This is a genomic window from Glutamicibacter sp. AOP12-B1-11, from assembly GCF_052379245.1.
In the GTDB taxonomy this organism is placed as follows: domain Bacteria; phylum Actinomycetota; class Actinomycetes; order Actinomycetales; family Micrococcaceae; genus Glutamicibacter.
This window is the reverse complement of record NZ_JBQSYL010000019.1, coordinates 53,926-68,673: the sequence shown is the minus strand read 5'-3', so window position 1 is coordinate 68,673 and position 14,748 is coordinate 53,926. Positions and strand designations below refer to the sequence as shown.

General features: G+C 58.9%; 13 protein-coding genes, 1 tRNA gene and 1 pseudogene. 11 read left to right on the top strand and 4 right to left on the bottom strand.

Annotated features, from left to right (window positions below; translation table 11 throughout):
- The first annotated feature begins 76 nt into the window (after nt 1–76).
- Nucleotides 77–1,405, top strand: a complete 1,329-nt coding sequence (locus ACT3UQ_RS12515; RefSeq protein ID WP_096283536.1) for an MFS transporter — start codon at nt 77–79, stop codon at nt 1,403–1,405.
- A gap of 66 nt (nt 1,406–1,471) precedes the next feature.
- Nucleotides 1,472–2,181, top strand: a pseudogene (locus tag ACT3UQ_RS12510) (VIT1/CCC1 transporter family protein).
- A gap of 100 nt (nt 2,182–2,281) precedes the next feature.
- On the opposite strand, the gene dcd reads toward ACT3UQ_RS12510, so the two are convergent.
- Both dcd and ACT3UQ_RS12500 read right to left on the bottom strand, forming a co-directional pair.
- Complete coding sequence (gene dcd, locus ACT3UQ_RS12505) at nt 2,282–2,863, bottom strand: dCTP deaminase (protein WP_096283289.1); 582 nt, start codon at nt 2,861–2,863, stop codon at nt 2,282–2,284.
- A gap of 101 nt (nt 2,864–2,964) precedes the next feature.
- A complete protein-coding gene (locus ACT3UQ_RS12500; RefSeq protein WP_096283288.1) occupies nt 2,965–3,459 on the bottom strand; it encodes a hypothetical protein in 495 nt (164 codons plus the stop codon).
- Between the two features lie 242 nt (nt 3,460–3,701).
- On the opposite strand from ACT3UQ_RS12500, the gene ACT3UQ_RS12495 reads away from it, so the two are divergent.
- A complete protein-coding gene (locus ACT3UQ_RS12495) occupies nt 3,702–4,565 on the top strand; it encodes a M15 family metallopeptidase (protein WP_096283287.1) in 864 nt (287 codons plus the stop codon).
- Between the two features lie 75 nt (nt 4,566–4,640).
- Here ACT3UQ_RS12495 and ACT3UQ_RS12490 read toward each other — a convergent pair whose 3' ends face one another.
- Nucleotides 4,641–6,347, bottom strand: a complete 1,707-nt coding sequence (locus ACT3UQ_RS12490; protein WP_096283286.1) for a fumarate hydratase — start codon at nt 6,345–6,347, stop codon at nt 4,641–4,643.
- Nucleotides 6,348–6,458: 111 nt separating this feature from the next.
- Between ACT3UQ_RS12490 and ACT3UQ_RS12485 the strand changes: the two genes are divergently transcribed.
- The 8 genes from ACT3UQ_RS12485 to ACT3UQ_RS12450 all read left to right on the top strand — a co-directional run bounded on the left by ACT3UQ_RS12485 (nt 6,459) and on the right by ACT3UQ_RS12450 (nt 13,419).
- Nucleotides 6,459–6,944 (top strand): SseB family protein, encoded by a 486-nt coding sequence (locus ACT3UQ_RS12485; protein ID WP_181150397.1) that lies wholly within the window; start codon nt 6,459–6,461, stop codon nt 6,942–6,944.
- A gap of 104 nt (nt 6,945–7,048) precedes the next feature.
- Nucleotides 7,049–7,119: transfer RNA gene (locus tag ACT3UQ_RS12480), tRNA-Gly, on the top strand.
- 84 nt (nt 7,120–7,203) lie between these two features.
- Nucleotides 7,204–8,133 carry an AEC family transporter gene (locus ACT3UQ_RS12475; RefSeq protein ID WP_105553283.1) on the top strand — a complete coding sequence of 310 codons (930 nt, stop codon included), beginning with the start codon at nt 7,204–7,206 and terminating at the stop codon, nt 8,131–8,133.
- A 158-nt stretch (nt 8,134–8,291) separates the two neighbouring features.
- The gene (locus ACT3UQ_RS12470) at nt 8,292–9,098 is read left to right on the top strand and encodes an amino acid ABC transporter substrate-binding protein (protein WP_105553284.1); all 807 of its coding nucleotides are present in this window, start codon (nt 8,292–8,294) and stop codon (nt 9,096–9,098) included.
- Between the two features lie 89 nt (nt 9,099–9,187).
- Nucleotides 9,188–9,850: an amino acid ABC transporter permease gene (locus ACT3UQ_RS12465; protein ID WP_105553285.1), complete on the top strand. Its 663-nt coding sequence runs from the start codon at nt 9,188–9,190 to the stop codon at nt 9,848–9,850.
- A complete protein-coding gene (locus tag ACT3UQ_RS12460) occupies nt 9,840–10,610 on the top strand; it encodes an amino acid ABC transporter ATP-binding protein (protein WP_105650085.1) in 771 nt (256 codons plus the stop codon). The genes ACT3UQ_RS12465 and ACT3UQ_RS12460 overlap by 11 nt, the downstream gene beginning before the upstream one ends.
- Before the next feature lie 63 nt (nt 10,611–10,673).
- Nucleotides 10,674–12,377, top strand: a complete 1,704-nt coding sequence (locus tag ACT3UQ_RS12455; protein WP_444637209.1) for a helicase HerA-like domain-containing protein — start codon at nt 10,674–10,676, stop codon at nt 12,375–12,377.
- Nucleotides 12,378–12,417: 40 nt separating this feature from the next.
- Nucleotides 12,418–13,419: a hypothetical protein gene (locus ACT3UQ_RS12450; protein ID WP_105650086.1), complete on the top strand. Its 1,002-nt coding sequence runs from the start codon at nt 12,418–12,420 to the stop codon at nt 13,417–13,419.
- A gap of 7 nt (nt 13,420–13,426) precedes the next feature.
- Here the strand turns inward: ACT3UQ_RS12450 and ACT3UQ_RS12445 are convergent, their stop codons facing one another.
- Entirely contained in the window at nt 13,427–14,692 is a 1,266-nt protein-coding gene (locus tag ACT3UQ_RS12445; RefSeq protein WP_374954987.1) for an MFS transporter, read from the bottom strand.
- Nucleotides 14,693–14,748 lie beyond the last annotated feature (56 nt).

Sequence of the window (14,748 nt, the reverse complement as noted above, 5' to 3'; positions counted from 1 at the left end):
ACATGATGAATTCCGACACTGGCATATGCATGTGCTAATTCATTTTCTGATCACCGCAAACCTGTACGATGCCCACATGGGATCGAATATTGAACCGGTGGTAGACCAACACGGTGGCAAGTGGCTCAATAAGTACACCTGGGCTTGGGCAAGTTGGGATTGGGGCCAGGCGGCGATCAACGCAGTGATGATCACCTTCGTGTTCACCGTGTATCTGACCAGTGAACTTTTCGGTGATACCGACCATTCATCGCTGGTCCTCTCGCAAGCCCTATCCATCGCAGGCTTGTTGATCGCCTTGCTTGTTCCGGTGACCGGGCTCCGGGCGGACGCCGCCGGGCGGCGCAAACTCTGGATCATCGTTAATACCTTGCTGCTTGTGCTGGTCTGCGCCGCCGGCTTCTTCGTTTACCCCGATCCGAACTACCTGCTCTTTGGTGTCGGGATCATTGCGGCCTTGTCGCTGTTCTCTGAATTCGCCGGGGTGAACTACAACGCGGTCCTGAACCAGATTTCCACGCGCGCCACAGTTGGCAAGGTCTCCGGCTTCGGCTGGGGCATGGGGTATGTCGGCGGAATTCTGGCGCTGGCCCTGGTGCTCTTCGGATTCGTCCAGCCAATCGTCGACTGGCCCGGAGCGAATACCGCCGACTCGCTGAACTTGCGGTGGGTCGCGGTGTTCAGCGCACTGTGGTGCCTGATCTTTGCGCTGCCGCTATTCTTCGTCATTCCCGAAAGCACCTCGACGGTGTCGACGAAGATTCCGTTGTCGCAGTCCTACAAGGTGTTGTGGGGCCGCATCGTGGGTCTGTGGCATGAAGACCGCAATCTGCTCTTCTTCCTAGGCTCCTCGGCCGTTTTCCGCGATGGGCTCAGCGCGATCTTTACCTTCGGCGGCGTGATTGCCGCCGGAACCTTCGGTTTTACGCTCACCGAGGTCATCATCTTCGCAATTGTGGGCAATATGGTCGCCGCGCTCGGCGCGGTAATAGGCGGTCGCCTCGATGACGTGATTGGACCGAAGGCGGTAATCACCGGTTCGCTCATTGGCTTGCTGATTGCCGGGGCCGGGGTGTTCTTCTCCCCCGGTGCCTCAGGATTCTGGATCTTCGGACTGCTGCTCACCCTATTCGTGGGACCGGCCCAGTCGGCCTCGCGCTCCTACCTGTCCCGGATGATCCCCGAAGGGCGCGAGGGCGAACTTTTCGGCCTCTATGCGACCACCGGACGTGCGGTCTCCTTCCTCGCTCCGACGCTTTTTGGACTGTCCATTGCCCTTGCCACCCCCTTGGTGGAGAGCGGTCAGGCACAACGTTATGGAATCCTGGGAATTTTAGTGGTGCTTCTGCTAGGCCTGTTGTTGCTGCTGCCGATCCGCTCGCCTCACAAAACACCGGGCAGCTAGAAACGCGAATGCCGTAAATCTTCTCCTGCTGGCTAAGCCCGGTGCACTAGTGATTGACTGTCGCTCATGAACGCAGAAAATACCGAGCACGGTGTCGAGCCGCATGATTCGGGGGTGGCCGAACGGCTCAATTGGTTACGCGCGGGAGTCCTCGGGGCAAATGATGGAATCGTTTCGGTTGCCGCCGTGGTCGTCGGTGTTGCCGGTGCCACGACCGCCAACGCTCCGATCCTCACCGCCGGCGCCGCAGCCGTGATTGGTGGAGCCATCTCCATGGCTCTCGGTGAATATGTGTCGGTCGCCAGCGCCGCAGATTCTCAGCGGGCGCTGATCGAGAAGGAGCAGGCCGAACTGCGCGACACGCCCCAAGCCGAGCTCGAAGAGCTGACCCAGCTCTACCGGGACAAGGGGCTGAGCGCCCGCACCGCGGCACAGGTTGCCGTTGAGCTGACCGAGCACGATGTGCTCAGAGCCCATTTGGATGCCGAATTGAATCTTGATCCGGATGAGGTGCTCAGTCCGTGGCACGCGGCCATCGCCTCAGCGGTGCGGTCCTGCCTTTTGCCACCGCCGTCCTGCTGCCTGGGCCACTGAAGATTCCGGTGACCTTTGCCGCGGTGTTGCTCGCGCTGGCGGTCACCGGCATCTTAGGTGCCAAGCTCGGTGGCGCACCGGTGCTACGCCCAACGCTGCGCGTGCTGATCGGTGGGGCCACGGCATTGGTCGTCACCTTCGCCATCGGCTCTTGGCTCGGCGGAAGCGCCATGATGCTTTAAATGGCGATGGTGTGGTTGCTCCTTAGCGCTAAGGAGCAACCACACCTCGAAGGCCTATCCGGGCAGCCTGCCCTAGAACAGCGCGCGGGGAACTCGGGACTTATTCTTCGATAGTGGTGCGGTGGAAATTCAGGTGGCTACGTGAAGCGGTCGGCCCGCGCTGCCCCTGGTAGCGATTACCGTATGGACCCGAGCCGTAGGGGTGTTCGGTATCCGAAGTCAGCTTGAAGAAGCACAGCTGCCCGATCTTCGATCCCGGCCAAAGCTTGATCGGCAGTGTTGCCATATTCGACAGCTCCAGGGTTACGTGACCGGAGAAACCCGGATCGATAAATCCCGCGGTTGAGTGCGTCAGCAGACCCAGGCGACCCAAGGAGCTCTTGCCTTCGAGCCGCGCAGCAACTCCATGGCCAAGAGTCACCGCCTCATAGGTGGATCCCAGCACGAATTCTCCCGGGTGCAAGATGAAGGGTTCGTCCGGGGCGACCTCAACAAGCCGGGTCAGCTCATTCTGATCCTGTTCCGGATCGATATGAGCGTACTTGTGATTATCAAAGAGCCTAAAGAATCTGTCCAAGCGCACATCAACCGATGCGGGCTGCACCATCTCAGGGTCAAACGGCTCTAAGCCAATTTCACCGGATACAATTTCTCGACGAATATCACGATCTGAATACAACACGTAACTAAATTTATCCTGTTCATCGCTGTAAGTCGCAGTAGGAAACCCAAAAAGTAGCGTTTTTAGGGCAAACTATTCCCGAATCTGCTGAATCGCTCACCCTAGGCGCGCGTTTGAACGATATTCGCGTAGGGTAGCTGGCCATAGTGCGCAAGGAACTTCGCTTGATAGTTGGCCAGAGCCTGGTTCAGGTCTTCGGCTGGTAGTTCCTTCCAGGCAATGATGAGCTTCCCGGAGCCCGCAAGTTGCCAGAGCAAACGGCTGTCCCAGTGCCCCGGGGGTTTGCCCGCCCCAAAATCGATGATCTCTTTAAGTTGTATGCGGAGGCCACGATTTCCTTGGCTGCCCGGGCTGGCCTTTCCGATATACAAGATGTCCGCCTCCTGGACCCAGCGGGCTTTCAAGTCTTCAATCGGCAGCGAAGGGTTTTTCTTCTTGAATATTCCGGCGCCGCTGCGCGCCAGGAAACGCGGTTCGAAATCCGCGGGGCGCAAGACCGCAAAGATGCCCTGACGCTGTGGCACACGGTTCGTCTCCAGCGCCTTAAAGGGCCGAAAACCGGTGAACCCATCGGCCTTGAGTTCGTTCTTATTCAACTAGATCGAGTTCCTTGCATGATTGGGGCTAGGTGCGGATCTTATGCGCGAAGCAAGACTCTTGATTCGTCTCCTTGATGCTACCGGTCATTCTCGCGGACACTGTGCTGTGCACCGGGTGAACCCGGTGACATCGAAACATGTGGTTCTGCTCAAATTCCCATAGTTTATAGAGGATTTGAGGCTATCGTGGTCTAGGGACTTGTGTCCCATTCGCCGATCCACAACAGAAGGTACGTTTCATGCGCTTGGCTTCAGCAGTCACTAGTGCCGTTTTGGCGGGCGTTGTTGTGCTCTCTGGCAGCGTGGCAGCTCATGCGGCTCCCGAAGCGCTGCCAGTAGTCGAGGCTGGAGAGTTTACCGATGCCGCAAGCTTCCTCGCGTTGATCAATCCCGACACCCAGCTCTCCCCTGCCGATTACACGCCAAAGAAGCTGGTGGATGTCGCGGGAACTTCCCATAAGCTGCGCCCCGAAGCGGCCGAGGCCGTTGAGGCTTTGATTGCCGGGGCACGCAAGTCCGGTCACCCCATCAAGCTTTTGAGCGCCTACCGATCCTATGGACGCCAAGCGGTGCTCTTCAACCAGTACCAGGCCAAATACGGTACGGCCTATGCCGAACGCATTTCTGCACGCCCAGGAACCAGCGAGCACCAGCTTGGCTTGGCCGCAGATGTTGGAAGCATCGGCGGCAGCACCGATCTCAAAGAATCTTTCGGCCTAACGAACGCCGGCATGTGGGTTGCCGAGCATGCGGTGGACTACGGATTGATCATTCGCTATCCGGAAGGCATGGAAGAGATCACCGGCTATAAGTACGAGCCATGGCATGTGCGTTATATCGGCAAGGAGCACGCCGCGGCCATGAAGGAATCGAAGGCCGAAACCTTCGAGGAGTATCACGAATTCCTGCACGACGCGAAAGCAGCGGCAAGCGAAGAGGCTGGCGAGAAAACCGTGGAAAACGCGGCAACCGTCGAAGAAGATTCCGCTCCGCCGGCTTCCAAGAAGAAGGACGAATCAGGTCCGGTCAAGGACGACGACCTGCTGGTGCTTCGTTTCCTTCCCCCGTATCGCGACTGGGGTTTCGGTTTCACCGAAAAGTAGTTCAATATCCATATGTTAAATGCTTGGGGGCTCACCATTCGGTGAGCCCCCAAGCATTTAAGCCACGTTCGCGTACTACTTGGCGCGAACCGGAATGCCGGTGAAGGTCGGCTTCATGGTCGCTTCAAAGAAGTCATTGCCCTTGTCATCGACAACGATGAACGCCGGGAAATCTTCGACGTCGATCTTCCAGATAGCTTCCATGCCAAGCTCCTCATATTCGACGACCTCGACCTTCTTGATGCAGTCCTGCGCCAAGCGGGCGGCCGGGCCGCCGATCGAACCGAGGTAGAACCCGCCGTGGGTGTTGCAGGCCTCGGTGACCTGGCCGGAGCGGTTGCCCTTGGCCAGCATGACCATCGAGCCGCCGGCTGCCTGGAACTGATCCACGTAGGAGTCCATGCGACCGGCGGTCGTTGGGCCGAAGGAACCCGAGGGCATGCCCTCGGGAGTCTTCGCCGGACCCGCGTAGTAGACCGGGTGGTCCTTCAGGTACTGCGGCATCTCTTCGCCGGCGTCCAGCCGTTCCTTGATCTTGGCGTGCGCGATATCGCGAGCCACGACCAGCGGACCGTTCAGCGACAGTCGGGTCTTGACCGGGTATTTGGACAGTTCGGCCAGGATCTCATCCATGGGCTTGTTCAGGTCGATTTTGACCACGGAGGATCCGCCGGTGCCGGAGACCCCAGCGGTTTCGTCGTCGTGCGCGGCGATCGCCGGGTGGTTCTCATCTGGCATGAAGCGCGCCGGATCGGTTTCCAGCTGCTCGACGAACAGTCCGTCGGCGGTGACCTTCGCCATCATCTGGCGGTCGGCGGAGCAGGATACCGCGATAGCCACCGGCAGCGAGGCACCGTGGCGTGGCAGGCGCACCACGCGCACGTCGTGGCAGAAGTACTTGCCGCCGAACTGGGCGCCGATGCCGAAGTGGCGGGTCAGCTCCAGCACCTTGTCTTCAAGCTCCGTATCGCGGAATCCGCGTCCGGTCATGGCACCCTCGGTGGGCAGCGAATCAAGGTATTTGGCCGACCCGTATTTGGCGGTCTTCAAGGCCATCTCGGCGCTGGTTCCACCGATGACGATGGACAGGTGGTACGGCGGGCAAGCGGCCGTTCCCAGCGAACGCAACTTCTCATCCAAGAACCGCAGCATCGCATTCTCGTTGAGGATCGCCTTGGTCTCCTGGTACAGGAAGGACTTGTTGGCGGAGCCGCCGCCCTTGGCCATGAACAGGAACTTGTAGTCGGTGTCGTGGCAGGCCTTGGTGTCTGCGTACAGGTCAATCTGCGCGGGCAGGTTGTTGCCGGTGGCCTTCTCTTCCCAGGTGGTGATCGGGGCGAGCTGCGAGTAGCGCAGGTTCAGCCGGGTGTACGCGTTGTAGATGCCGCGCGATAGCGAAATCTCGTCCTGCTCTTCGGTCAGCACACGCTGGCCGCGCTTACCCATGACGATTGCCGTTCCGGTGTCCTGGCACATGGGCAGGATGCCGCCGGCGGCGATATTTGCGTTCTTCAGCAGATCCAGTGCCACGAACTTGTCGTTCGGGCTGGCATCGTCATCGTCGAGGATGTTGCGCAGCTGCTGCAGGTGGGCCGGACGCAGGTAGTGCGAGATATCGTGCAGTGCGGTTTCGGCCAGCTGTTCCAGTGCCTCGGGGGCTACCTGCAGGAAGTTCTTGCCATCCGGTCCGGCGACAACTTTGACGCCCTCGGAGGAAATCTTGCGGTATGGGGTCTGATCCTCGCCAATTGGCAGAAGATCTTCATAGCGAAATTCAGGCATGCTCAGTCCTTGGAAATGATGATGATTGCTCTTCAACTATTTTAGGCCTTTGCGCCGATTTTCCTCATTCGGCGTTTGCACCTGCGGGTTTGGCGCGACATGCTTGAGTACATGAGCTCCGATAACAGCAACGCCCCGCGGGACGGACGCAATCCCGACGACCAGCCGAATATGGTCGTCGAAACGCCAATGGACAAGGAACGTGAACGTCCCAAAACGCACTTCGAGATGATGTTGCAGGCCGGACTTAACAAACCCGAACTTTCCGGATCCGTGATCAGCGCTTTCATGACCGCCGAGGTTTACTTCCTCTCACGCGAGGAGGTGACCGAGGAGAACAAGAACGCTCAGCCGATGCTGCTCACCAACCCGGCTGGGGCCGCAATGGTCGCGCTGTTTACCGGTTTGGATCGTATCCCTGGCTCCTACATCGACATGGCCCCCTATGGAGTTAAGGTTCAGGGTGCCACAATTGTGCGCGCGCTGGAAGGAACCGGTTTCGTGGTGAATCCGGGAGATGAGCTGAGCTTTGAAGTTCCAGCGGATGGAGTGGCCATCCTGAAGGAGGAACTGCTCAAGGAAAAACGGGCCGAGTAAGTTCGGGTCAAAATTCGGACATCTTGGTTCGCAGATTTCTGACCTGCGTTTTCGTAGGATAAGCTGGACTTCGCCCGGGCCGCCAATAGGCCGCCCGGAGCATTGCGGGCGTAGCTCAATGGTAGAGCGCTAGCTTCCCAAGCTCGATACGCGGGTTCGATTCCCGTCGCCCGCTCGCATTAGGCCGAACGTCGGGACACCTCAGGTGTCTCGACGTTTTGCGTTGGCATCCCGCGCCTTATCGAACCGAGGAGTTTCCATGACCGGTGTGCTGTCAGGATTCTCAATCATCTGGATAGTGATCTTGGTGGGTTACCTGGTGGGTCGCACCGGAGTGCTGGGCGAACAGGGACGCCATGTGCTGAGCCGCCTGACGTTTTTCGTCGCCAGTCCGGCGCTGTTGTTTGTCACCTTGGCCGAGTCAGAACCGGTGGCCGTACTGGGGCCGCTGATGTGGGTTGCCGCGATCTCTGCCGGTTTGACGGCTCTGGCTTACCATCTGGTGACCTATAAGTGGCTCAAACGCGAGCCGGCCGAACGAATCGTGGCGGCCATGTCGGCCTCCACGGTGAACTCCGCGAATCTTGGCCTGCCCATCGCCTTGTACGTGCTTGGCGACGTGTCTCATGCGGCGCCCATCATCCTGTTTCAGTTGGCCCTCTACCAGCCGATCAATCTGGCCATGCTAGATGCTACGACCAGCACACATCGCACTACCCCGATAGCCTTGGTGGTTGCCACCGCGAAGAATCCGATGATTATCGGTTCGATGCTGGGACTGGTGGTGGCGCTGACTGGATTCGAGGTTCCCGAATTGGTATTGGCACCTATCGAACTAATTTCTGGTGCGTCGATTCCGGCCATGCTGATGGCATTCGGCATCTCCCTGGTCGGCTCCAAACCCTTGGAAAAGAAGTCCGGACGCCGGGCAGATGTATTGCTGGGTTCGGTTGCGAAGCTATTCTTGCAGCCGCTGCTCGCGTGGCTGGCCGCCGCCTACCTCTTTGGCCTTTCCGGTGGGATGCTGGTCGCGGCGGTCATTATGGCCGGGCTACCCACCGCACAGAATATTTTCGTCACCGCGCAACGCTACGAGCGTGGTGTGACGGTCGCCAAGGATACGGTGTTAATCACCACTATCTGCGCCGTCCCCATGATGATGATTCTGGCATTGCTCCTCGGGCTTTAGCGGAAGATTCGGCGACGGATGATCGATTCCCAGAAGAAGATATATGACATGTCAGTTGCTTCATAGGTTTATTCACGGAAATCTTACGGAATACCCGGTAAGTCAGCACCGTTGATCTGGGTAGAGAACACCTCGTCACCTCGAAATGTTAGGTCATCATGAAGCGCACAGCTCCCCTTCTGGCAATTACGGCAGTACTCGCACTGGCACTGAGTGCATGCGGTGCCTCAAGTACAGACTCCGCCAGCTCCCCCGCCGCGGATGAAAACCTGCTGCAGCATGTGAAAGACAGCGGCGTGCTGACCGTGGGCACCGAAGGCACCTACCGTCCCTTCTCCTTCCACGAAGGCGATCAGCTGACCGGTTTTGATGTCGAAGTTATTGAGGCAGTCGGCGATCAGCTCGGCGTAGAGGTCGAGTTCCAAGAAACCCAATGGGATGGCATTTTCGCCGGCCTGGAAGCCGGACGATTTGACGTCATCGCCAACCAGGTCAACGTAACCCCGGAACGGGTTGAGAAATACCTGCTTTCCGAGCCATACAACTTCTCCAGCGGTGTCATCGTCACCAAAAGCGAGAACACCGACATCACTTCCTTCGATTCGCTGGACGGTAAAACCACTGCGCAGTCGCTGACCAGTAGCTTCCACGATGATGCCAAGGATGCGGGCGCCAAGATCCAGGCGGTCGAGGGCTGGGCCCAGGCCGTCACGCTGCTCAAGCAGGGCCGCGTTGATGCCACGGTCAACGACAAACTCACCTTCCTGGATTCGCAGACGACCAACCCGGATGACAGCATCAAGATCGCTGCCGAGTCCGAAGAGAAGTCCGAGACCGTCGTCGCCTTGAAGAAGGACCAGACCGAACTTCGCGATGCCATCAACACCGCATTGGAGGAATTGTCGGCTGACGGGACCCTCACCAAGATCTCCGAAAAGTACTTCGGCGAAGACATCACCAAGTAACTAGCCTCGATCGTCGCACCTCGACACGTAAGCTGGCCCAAGGACCCACTTTGGGCCAGTGTCCGCTGTCTAGGACGGGAAGATAACAAATGGATTCACTCTGGCAGCTAGCCTTGGATTCGCTGTGGCCGATGGTCAGCGGCGCATTAATGGCCACCATTCCCCTGACCTTGATCAGTTTCAGCCTGGGCCTGGCGTTGGCGTTGATGGTCGCGCTGATGCGGATCAGCTCGAACAAGCTGGTCTCCGGAATTGCCCGTGGTTATATTTCGATCATCCGCGGCACCCCGTTATTGGTCCAATTGTTCGTGATCTTCTATGGCTTGCCCTCCTTGGGAGTCACCATTGATCCTTGGCCTTCGGCTATTTTGGCGTTCACCCTCAACGTCGGAGGCTATGCCGCGGAAATCATCCGCGCCGCAATCCTGTCGGTGCCTGGTGGGCAGTGGGAGGCCGGTTACACCATTGGGATGTCCCGCACGCGCACCCTGTATCGGCTCATCTTGCCGCAGGCGACGCGTGTGGCAGTACCGCCGCTGTCGAACACCTTCATTTCGCTGGTTAAAGACACGTCGTTGGCATCGATGATTCTGGTGACCGAGATGTTCCGGCGTGCCCAGGAAATCGCCGCTACCACCTATGAATTCATGCTGCTATACCTCGAAGCGGCAGCCATCTATTGGGTCATTTGCCTGATCCTTTCGGCAATCCAGGACCGCATGGAAAGCAGGCTTGAAAAGTATGTCGCCTAGGAACCCCACCCCCTTGCTCAACGTCACCGGGCTGCACAAGGCATTTGGCAGCAATCAGGTTTTGCGCGGCATAGATTTTACCGTGCATTCCGGTGAAGTTGTAGCACTCATTGGACCGTCTGGTTCGGGTAAAACTACCGCACTGCGTTGCTTAAACGGCTTGGAAAATCCGGATCAAGGAGTCGTAGCTTTTGCCGGTGGCCCCGAGGTGCGCTTTGCACCTGGGCTTTCACCTAAGAAGGCCCAGGTGCTCCGCGATCGCTCAGCGATGGTTTTTCAAGGTCACCATTTGTTCCCCCATCTCACGGTGCTGCAAAATGTGACCATTGGCCCCTTGCAGGTGCAGCGCCGGCCCCGCGAAGAGGTGATGGCTAAAGCCAATGAATTGCTGGAGCGGGTCGGCCTTTCGCAGAAGGCCGCGGCTTATCCTTCTTCGCTCTCCGGCGGTCAGCAGCAACGTGTGGGCATCGTGCGGGCGCTGATGCTGCAGCCGGATCTGTTGCTTTTTGACGAGCCAACCAGTGCCCTGGATCCGGAACTTGTCGGCGAGGTGCTGACCGTGATCAAGGAGTTGGCGCAGGAGGGATGGTCAATGGTGCTAGTCACCCACGAGCTGGCTTTTGCCCGTGACGTGGCCGATACCGTGGTGTTCATGGATGGTGGAGTTGTGGTCGAGCACGGGTCCGCCGCCCAGGTTCTCGGTAATCCATCGCATCATCGCACCAAGGCTTTTATGCAGCGGCTTTTGCATCCCTTCTAAGTCTTCTACGAATTTTTACGTGCCGTTCTCCCGATAGCGCCACGCGATGCGTAGGCTATGTGCATGGTTGAAAGTACCTCGCAGGAGATCATCGCGCAGCTTCGGGCTGGTTACGCCTTTGACGGCACATGCCTGGAGCTTGGCGCGGCAATTGTCGCTGGAACGCCGGAGCCTGAGGCTCAAGTTCGTGTTCCCTTAAGAATGCTCAACCGACATGGCATCATTGCCGGTGCCACGGGCACCGGCAAGACCGTCACCTTGCAGGTGATGGCAGAGCAGCTCAGCGCTCAGGGCGTGCCGGTCTTCTTGGCGGATATCAAGGGCGACCTGGGCGGCCTGGCCCAGCAGGGAGAGCCCAGCGACAAACTCACCGCACGCCTCTCGGGTATCGGCCACGAGTTCACCGCACGAGCGAACCCGGTGGAATTCTTGACCCTCGGCGAGGGCACCGACGGGCTTTCGGTACGTGCCACCATTGATTCTTTCGGCCCGATCTTGCTTGCACGCGTTTTGGAACTCAACGAGACGCAGGAGGAATGCCTCCAGCTGGTTTTCCACTACGCCGACCAGCGTGAGCTGCCCATGGATGATCTCAAGGATCTCAAAGCGGTCTTTAATTTCTTGCTCTCCGATGAAGGCAAGCAGGATCTCGAAGGTCTCGGCGGAGTTCCTGCCGCAACGGCCGCAGTCATCTTGCGCGGACTGACCATCATGCAGTCACAAGGCCTAGATAAATTCTTCGGCCAGCCCGAATTTGATACCGACGACTTTTTACGTTTCGACGAGGCCGGGAACGGCATCATCAGCTGCCTGGAACTGCCCTCACTGAATCGCCAACCGTTGCTGTTCTCCACATTTATGATGTGGTTGCTTGCCGACCTCTTTGATGACTTGCCAGAAGCCGGCGATCTGGACAAGCCAAAGCTCGTCTTCTTCCTCGACGAGGCGCACCTGCTGTTCAAAGACGCTTCCAAGGCATTCGTCGATGCGATCATTTCGACCGTTCGCCTCATTCGCTCCAAGGGTGTTGGGCTGTTCTTCGTCACGCAATCGCCCGCGGACCTGCCCGACGAGGTGCTCGGCCAGCTCGGCAACCGGATACAGCATGCGGTACGCGTCTTCACGCCTAAGGACGGCGAAGCACTCAAGGCAATTATCAAGACCTTCCCTGCTGGTCCTCTGGACCTGCGCCAGGCTCTCACCCAAGCCGGGGTTGGCGAAGCGGTCATTACCGTGCTCAATGAGCGCGGTGCGCCGACGCCGGTGGCTTGGACCAAGCTCACCTCGCCGGGCTCACACATTGGTCCACCGTCCCCGGAAACTCAGGCTTCGCTGATCGAGACTTCTGAGCTGGCAGCAAAATACGCCACGGCGGTCGATAGGCATTCGGCCATGGAGATGCTCAATGGCCAACCGGCGGCCACAGAGCCGGCAACACCGGCTGCGGCGCCGGACTCCGGTACTTCGGATGCGCAAGATGTCGATGCCGAAGCACGCCGGATCGCGGATTCAATTCTTGGCAAGCCCACTTCGGTACCGCCCAGTTCGCAGAGCCCGTCCGAACAGCCACCGGTTGAATCCACGCCGCCGTCTTCGTCACGTACAAAATCACCGTCGTCATCCTCCGCGCCCCCACAACGCTCCAACGATTCTTCAAACAATCAAGTCAACCCGCTGATGGACTTCGCGATGGACGCGGCGAAGATGGTGGGGCGCGAAATGCTCCGCGGCATGTTCGGCACAAAACGCCGACGACGCCGACGTTGAGTTACAACCTCTGAACGGAAACCCGCTAGCCTGATTAATAATGAAATCTCGTATCTCCGTGCCGCGCCTTGCCCTGCGCTGGGCAACTGCGGCCATCATCATCGTTGCACTGGCGGTAACTAGCGCCCTTGTTGCCAACCGCACGCTGTTCTCAGCAGAGCATGCGGTCGAGTCGTTGCACAAGCATCTGCTTGCCGGTGAAGGCGCCGAGGCGCTTGGCCTGATGGGTGCCCAAGTCCCCCAGGGCGACGCCGTAGCACTCGACGGCGAGGTGCTCAAACGCACCCAAGCGGGGATTACGGAATTCGACGCGCAGAAGGCCGATTCTTCCGAGAACGACCCGGATTTGCATACGGTCACCGCCACGTACAAGGCCGACGGTGTCGAACAAGAATCCACCTATACGCTGCGCCGCACCGGCAAGTCCTGGCTGTTCTTCGACCAGTGGTCCTTTGAACCGGTGATGCTCCCTACCGTTCGGGTCAAGGCCAATACCGTCAACGAGGTTGCCGTCAATGATCAAAAGATCCCTCTGGTCAAGGGGGTGAGCACCCTGCCGGTGTTCTACCCCTCGATTACCGACGCGAGCTTCAGCACCAAGAACTTCGAAGCCGACACCCGTGGAGTAGTAGTGACCGGTCCGGCCAAGGAACCGGTGGAAATTTCCTTGAAGACGCAGCCGACCAAGGAGTTTATTGCGCAGGTCAATTCCAAGGTACGAACCTACCTCAATGAATGCGCCGCGCAGCAGGTACTGATGCCTTCGGGCTGCCCCTTCGCCTATCACACCCCCTCACGGGTGAACCCCGAGACCATCGAATGGTCCATCGCGAAATACCCGACCATTGAAGTCAATTACTACAATGGCGCGTGGGTGCTCAGCCCGTTGAAAGTGACGGCAAAACTGTCGTTAACCGAGCAGGACCTGCGTACCGGTACGCTGGAAAAGAAGACCGTGAATGAGCAGTTCTCCTTCACCGCGCAGCTGACCACCAGCACCTCCGAAGTCAGCGTGGTTCCGGTAGCAGGCACCGAGGAATAAGCCCGGCTTAGCCTCGTCGTTTGCGAACCGGTACGAGTTCTCTGAACTGGGTACGCAATGGCACCGCATCGGGACGAAAGCGCTGCCAAACCAGCAGGGCCACTACGCTGACCAGCAGCGAAAGCACCGCGCCGAATGCCACCGCTGCGCGCACCCCCAGCAGCTCGGCGAGCCAGCCCACCAGCGGCGCGCCCAAGGGTGTTCCGCCTTGCACCACCATCAGATAAAGCGCCAGAACTCTGGCCCGGTACTGTGGCGAGACAGAGGTCTGCACCATGGTGTTGCAGCTGTTGAGGAAGGTCAGCGCGCTCAGCCCGACGAGGACCAGGCTCGCCGCGAAGAGCAGATAGTGCGGCATGAACGCCGAGAGCAATGCGGTCGCACCGAAGGCGATGCCGCCACCGATCACGAATCGCCAGCGTGGCCTCGAGCGACGTGCCGCCAGCAAGGCGCCGGCAAAGGTGCCGACCGCCATGATGCTGCCCAGGATTCCGTATTCTGCGGCGCCCACCCCAAACACTTCGGCGGCCATCATCGCGTTGGTCATCTGGAAGTTCAGCCCGAAGGTGCCAATGACAAATGCCATGGCAAAGATCAGCAGCAGGTCCTTGCGGTTTTTAACGTAGCTGAATCCCTCACGCACCTGCCCCTTGGCGCGCGCCACAGGTTTGGACTGGCTCAGTTCGGAGACTTTCATGGTGCTCAGCGAGAACAACACCGCCAGGAAGGACAAACCGTTGAGCAGGAAGGCCGGGCCGGTCCCGACCAAGGCGATCACCGCACCGGCAATTCCAGGTCCCGCGAGCCTGGCAAGGTTGAAGTTGGCGCTGTTCAACGCCACCGCGTTTGTCAGATGAGTGCCGGGCACAATCTCGGAGACGAATGCCTGACGGGCGGGGGCGTCAAAGGCCGATCCGATGCCTAGCAGGGTGGCAAGGACATAGACATGCCACAGCTGAACCGTTCCGGTGATGACCAAGGTGCCCAGCACCAGCGCGCAGAGGCCCATAAAGGTCTGGGTTGCGAGCAGGACCTTGCGTTTGTCATACCGATCGGCAACCAGGCCGGCGTAGGGGCCGAGGAGCAAGATGGGCAGGAACTGCAGGCCGGTGGTGATGCCGGTGGCCACCCCGTCATGATCTGTCAGCTCGGTGAGCACCAGCCAGTCTTGGGCCACGCGTTGCATCCAGGTTCCGATATTTGAAACGAGCGCACCGATAACCCATAAACGATAGTTCGGCACTTCCAGTGCCCGGAACATCCTATTTGCCACGAATTAATTAGCCGAACACCAGATGTTTCGGCTCCTCCCGTCGGCATCCAGTCTAG

Coding starts and splice junctions, on each gene's coding strand:
- ACT3UQ_RS12465 (WP_105553285.1), top strand. CDS start 9,188: ATGGATTCACTCTGGCAGCTAGCCTTGGATTCGCTGTGGCCGATGGTC.
- ACT3UQ_RS12515 (WP_096283536.1), top strand. CDS start 77: ATGGGATCGAATATTGAACCGGTGGTAGACCAACACGGTGGCAAGTGG.
- ACT3UQ_RS12455 (WP_444637209.1), top strand. CDS start 10,674: ATGGTTGAAAGTACCTCGCAGGAGATCATCGCGCAGCTTCGGGCTGGT.
- ACT3UQ_RS12485 (WP_181150397.1), top strand. CDS start 6,459: ATGAGCTCCGATAACAGCAACGCCCCGCGGGACGGACGCAATCCCGAC.
- ACT3UQ_RS12475 (WP_105553283.1), top strand. CDS start 7,204: ATGACCGGTGTGCTGTCAGGATTCTCAATCATCTGGATAGTGATCTTG.
- ACT3UQ_RS12450 (WP_105650086.1), top strand. CDS start 12,418: ATGAAATCTCGTATCTCCGTGCCGCGCCTTGCCCTGCGCTGGGCAACT.
- ACT3UQ_RS12495 (WP_096283287.1), top strand. CDS start 3,702: ATGCGCTTGGCTTCAGCAGTCACTAGTGCCGTTTTGGCGGGCGTTGTT.
- ACT3UQ_RS12460 (WP_105650085.1), top strand. CDS start 9,840: ATGTCGCCTAGGAACCCCACCCCCTTGCTCAACGTCACCGGGCTGCAC.
- ACT3UQ_RS12490 (WP_096283286.1), bottom strand. CDS start 6,347: ATGCCTGAATTTCGCTATGAAGATCTTCTGCCAATTGGCGAGGATCAG.
- ACT3UQ_RS12470 (WP_105553284.1), top strand. CDS start 8,292: ATGAAGCGCACAGCTCCCCTTCTGGCAATTACGGCAGTACTCGCACTG.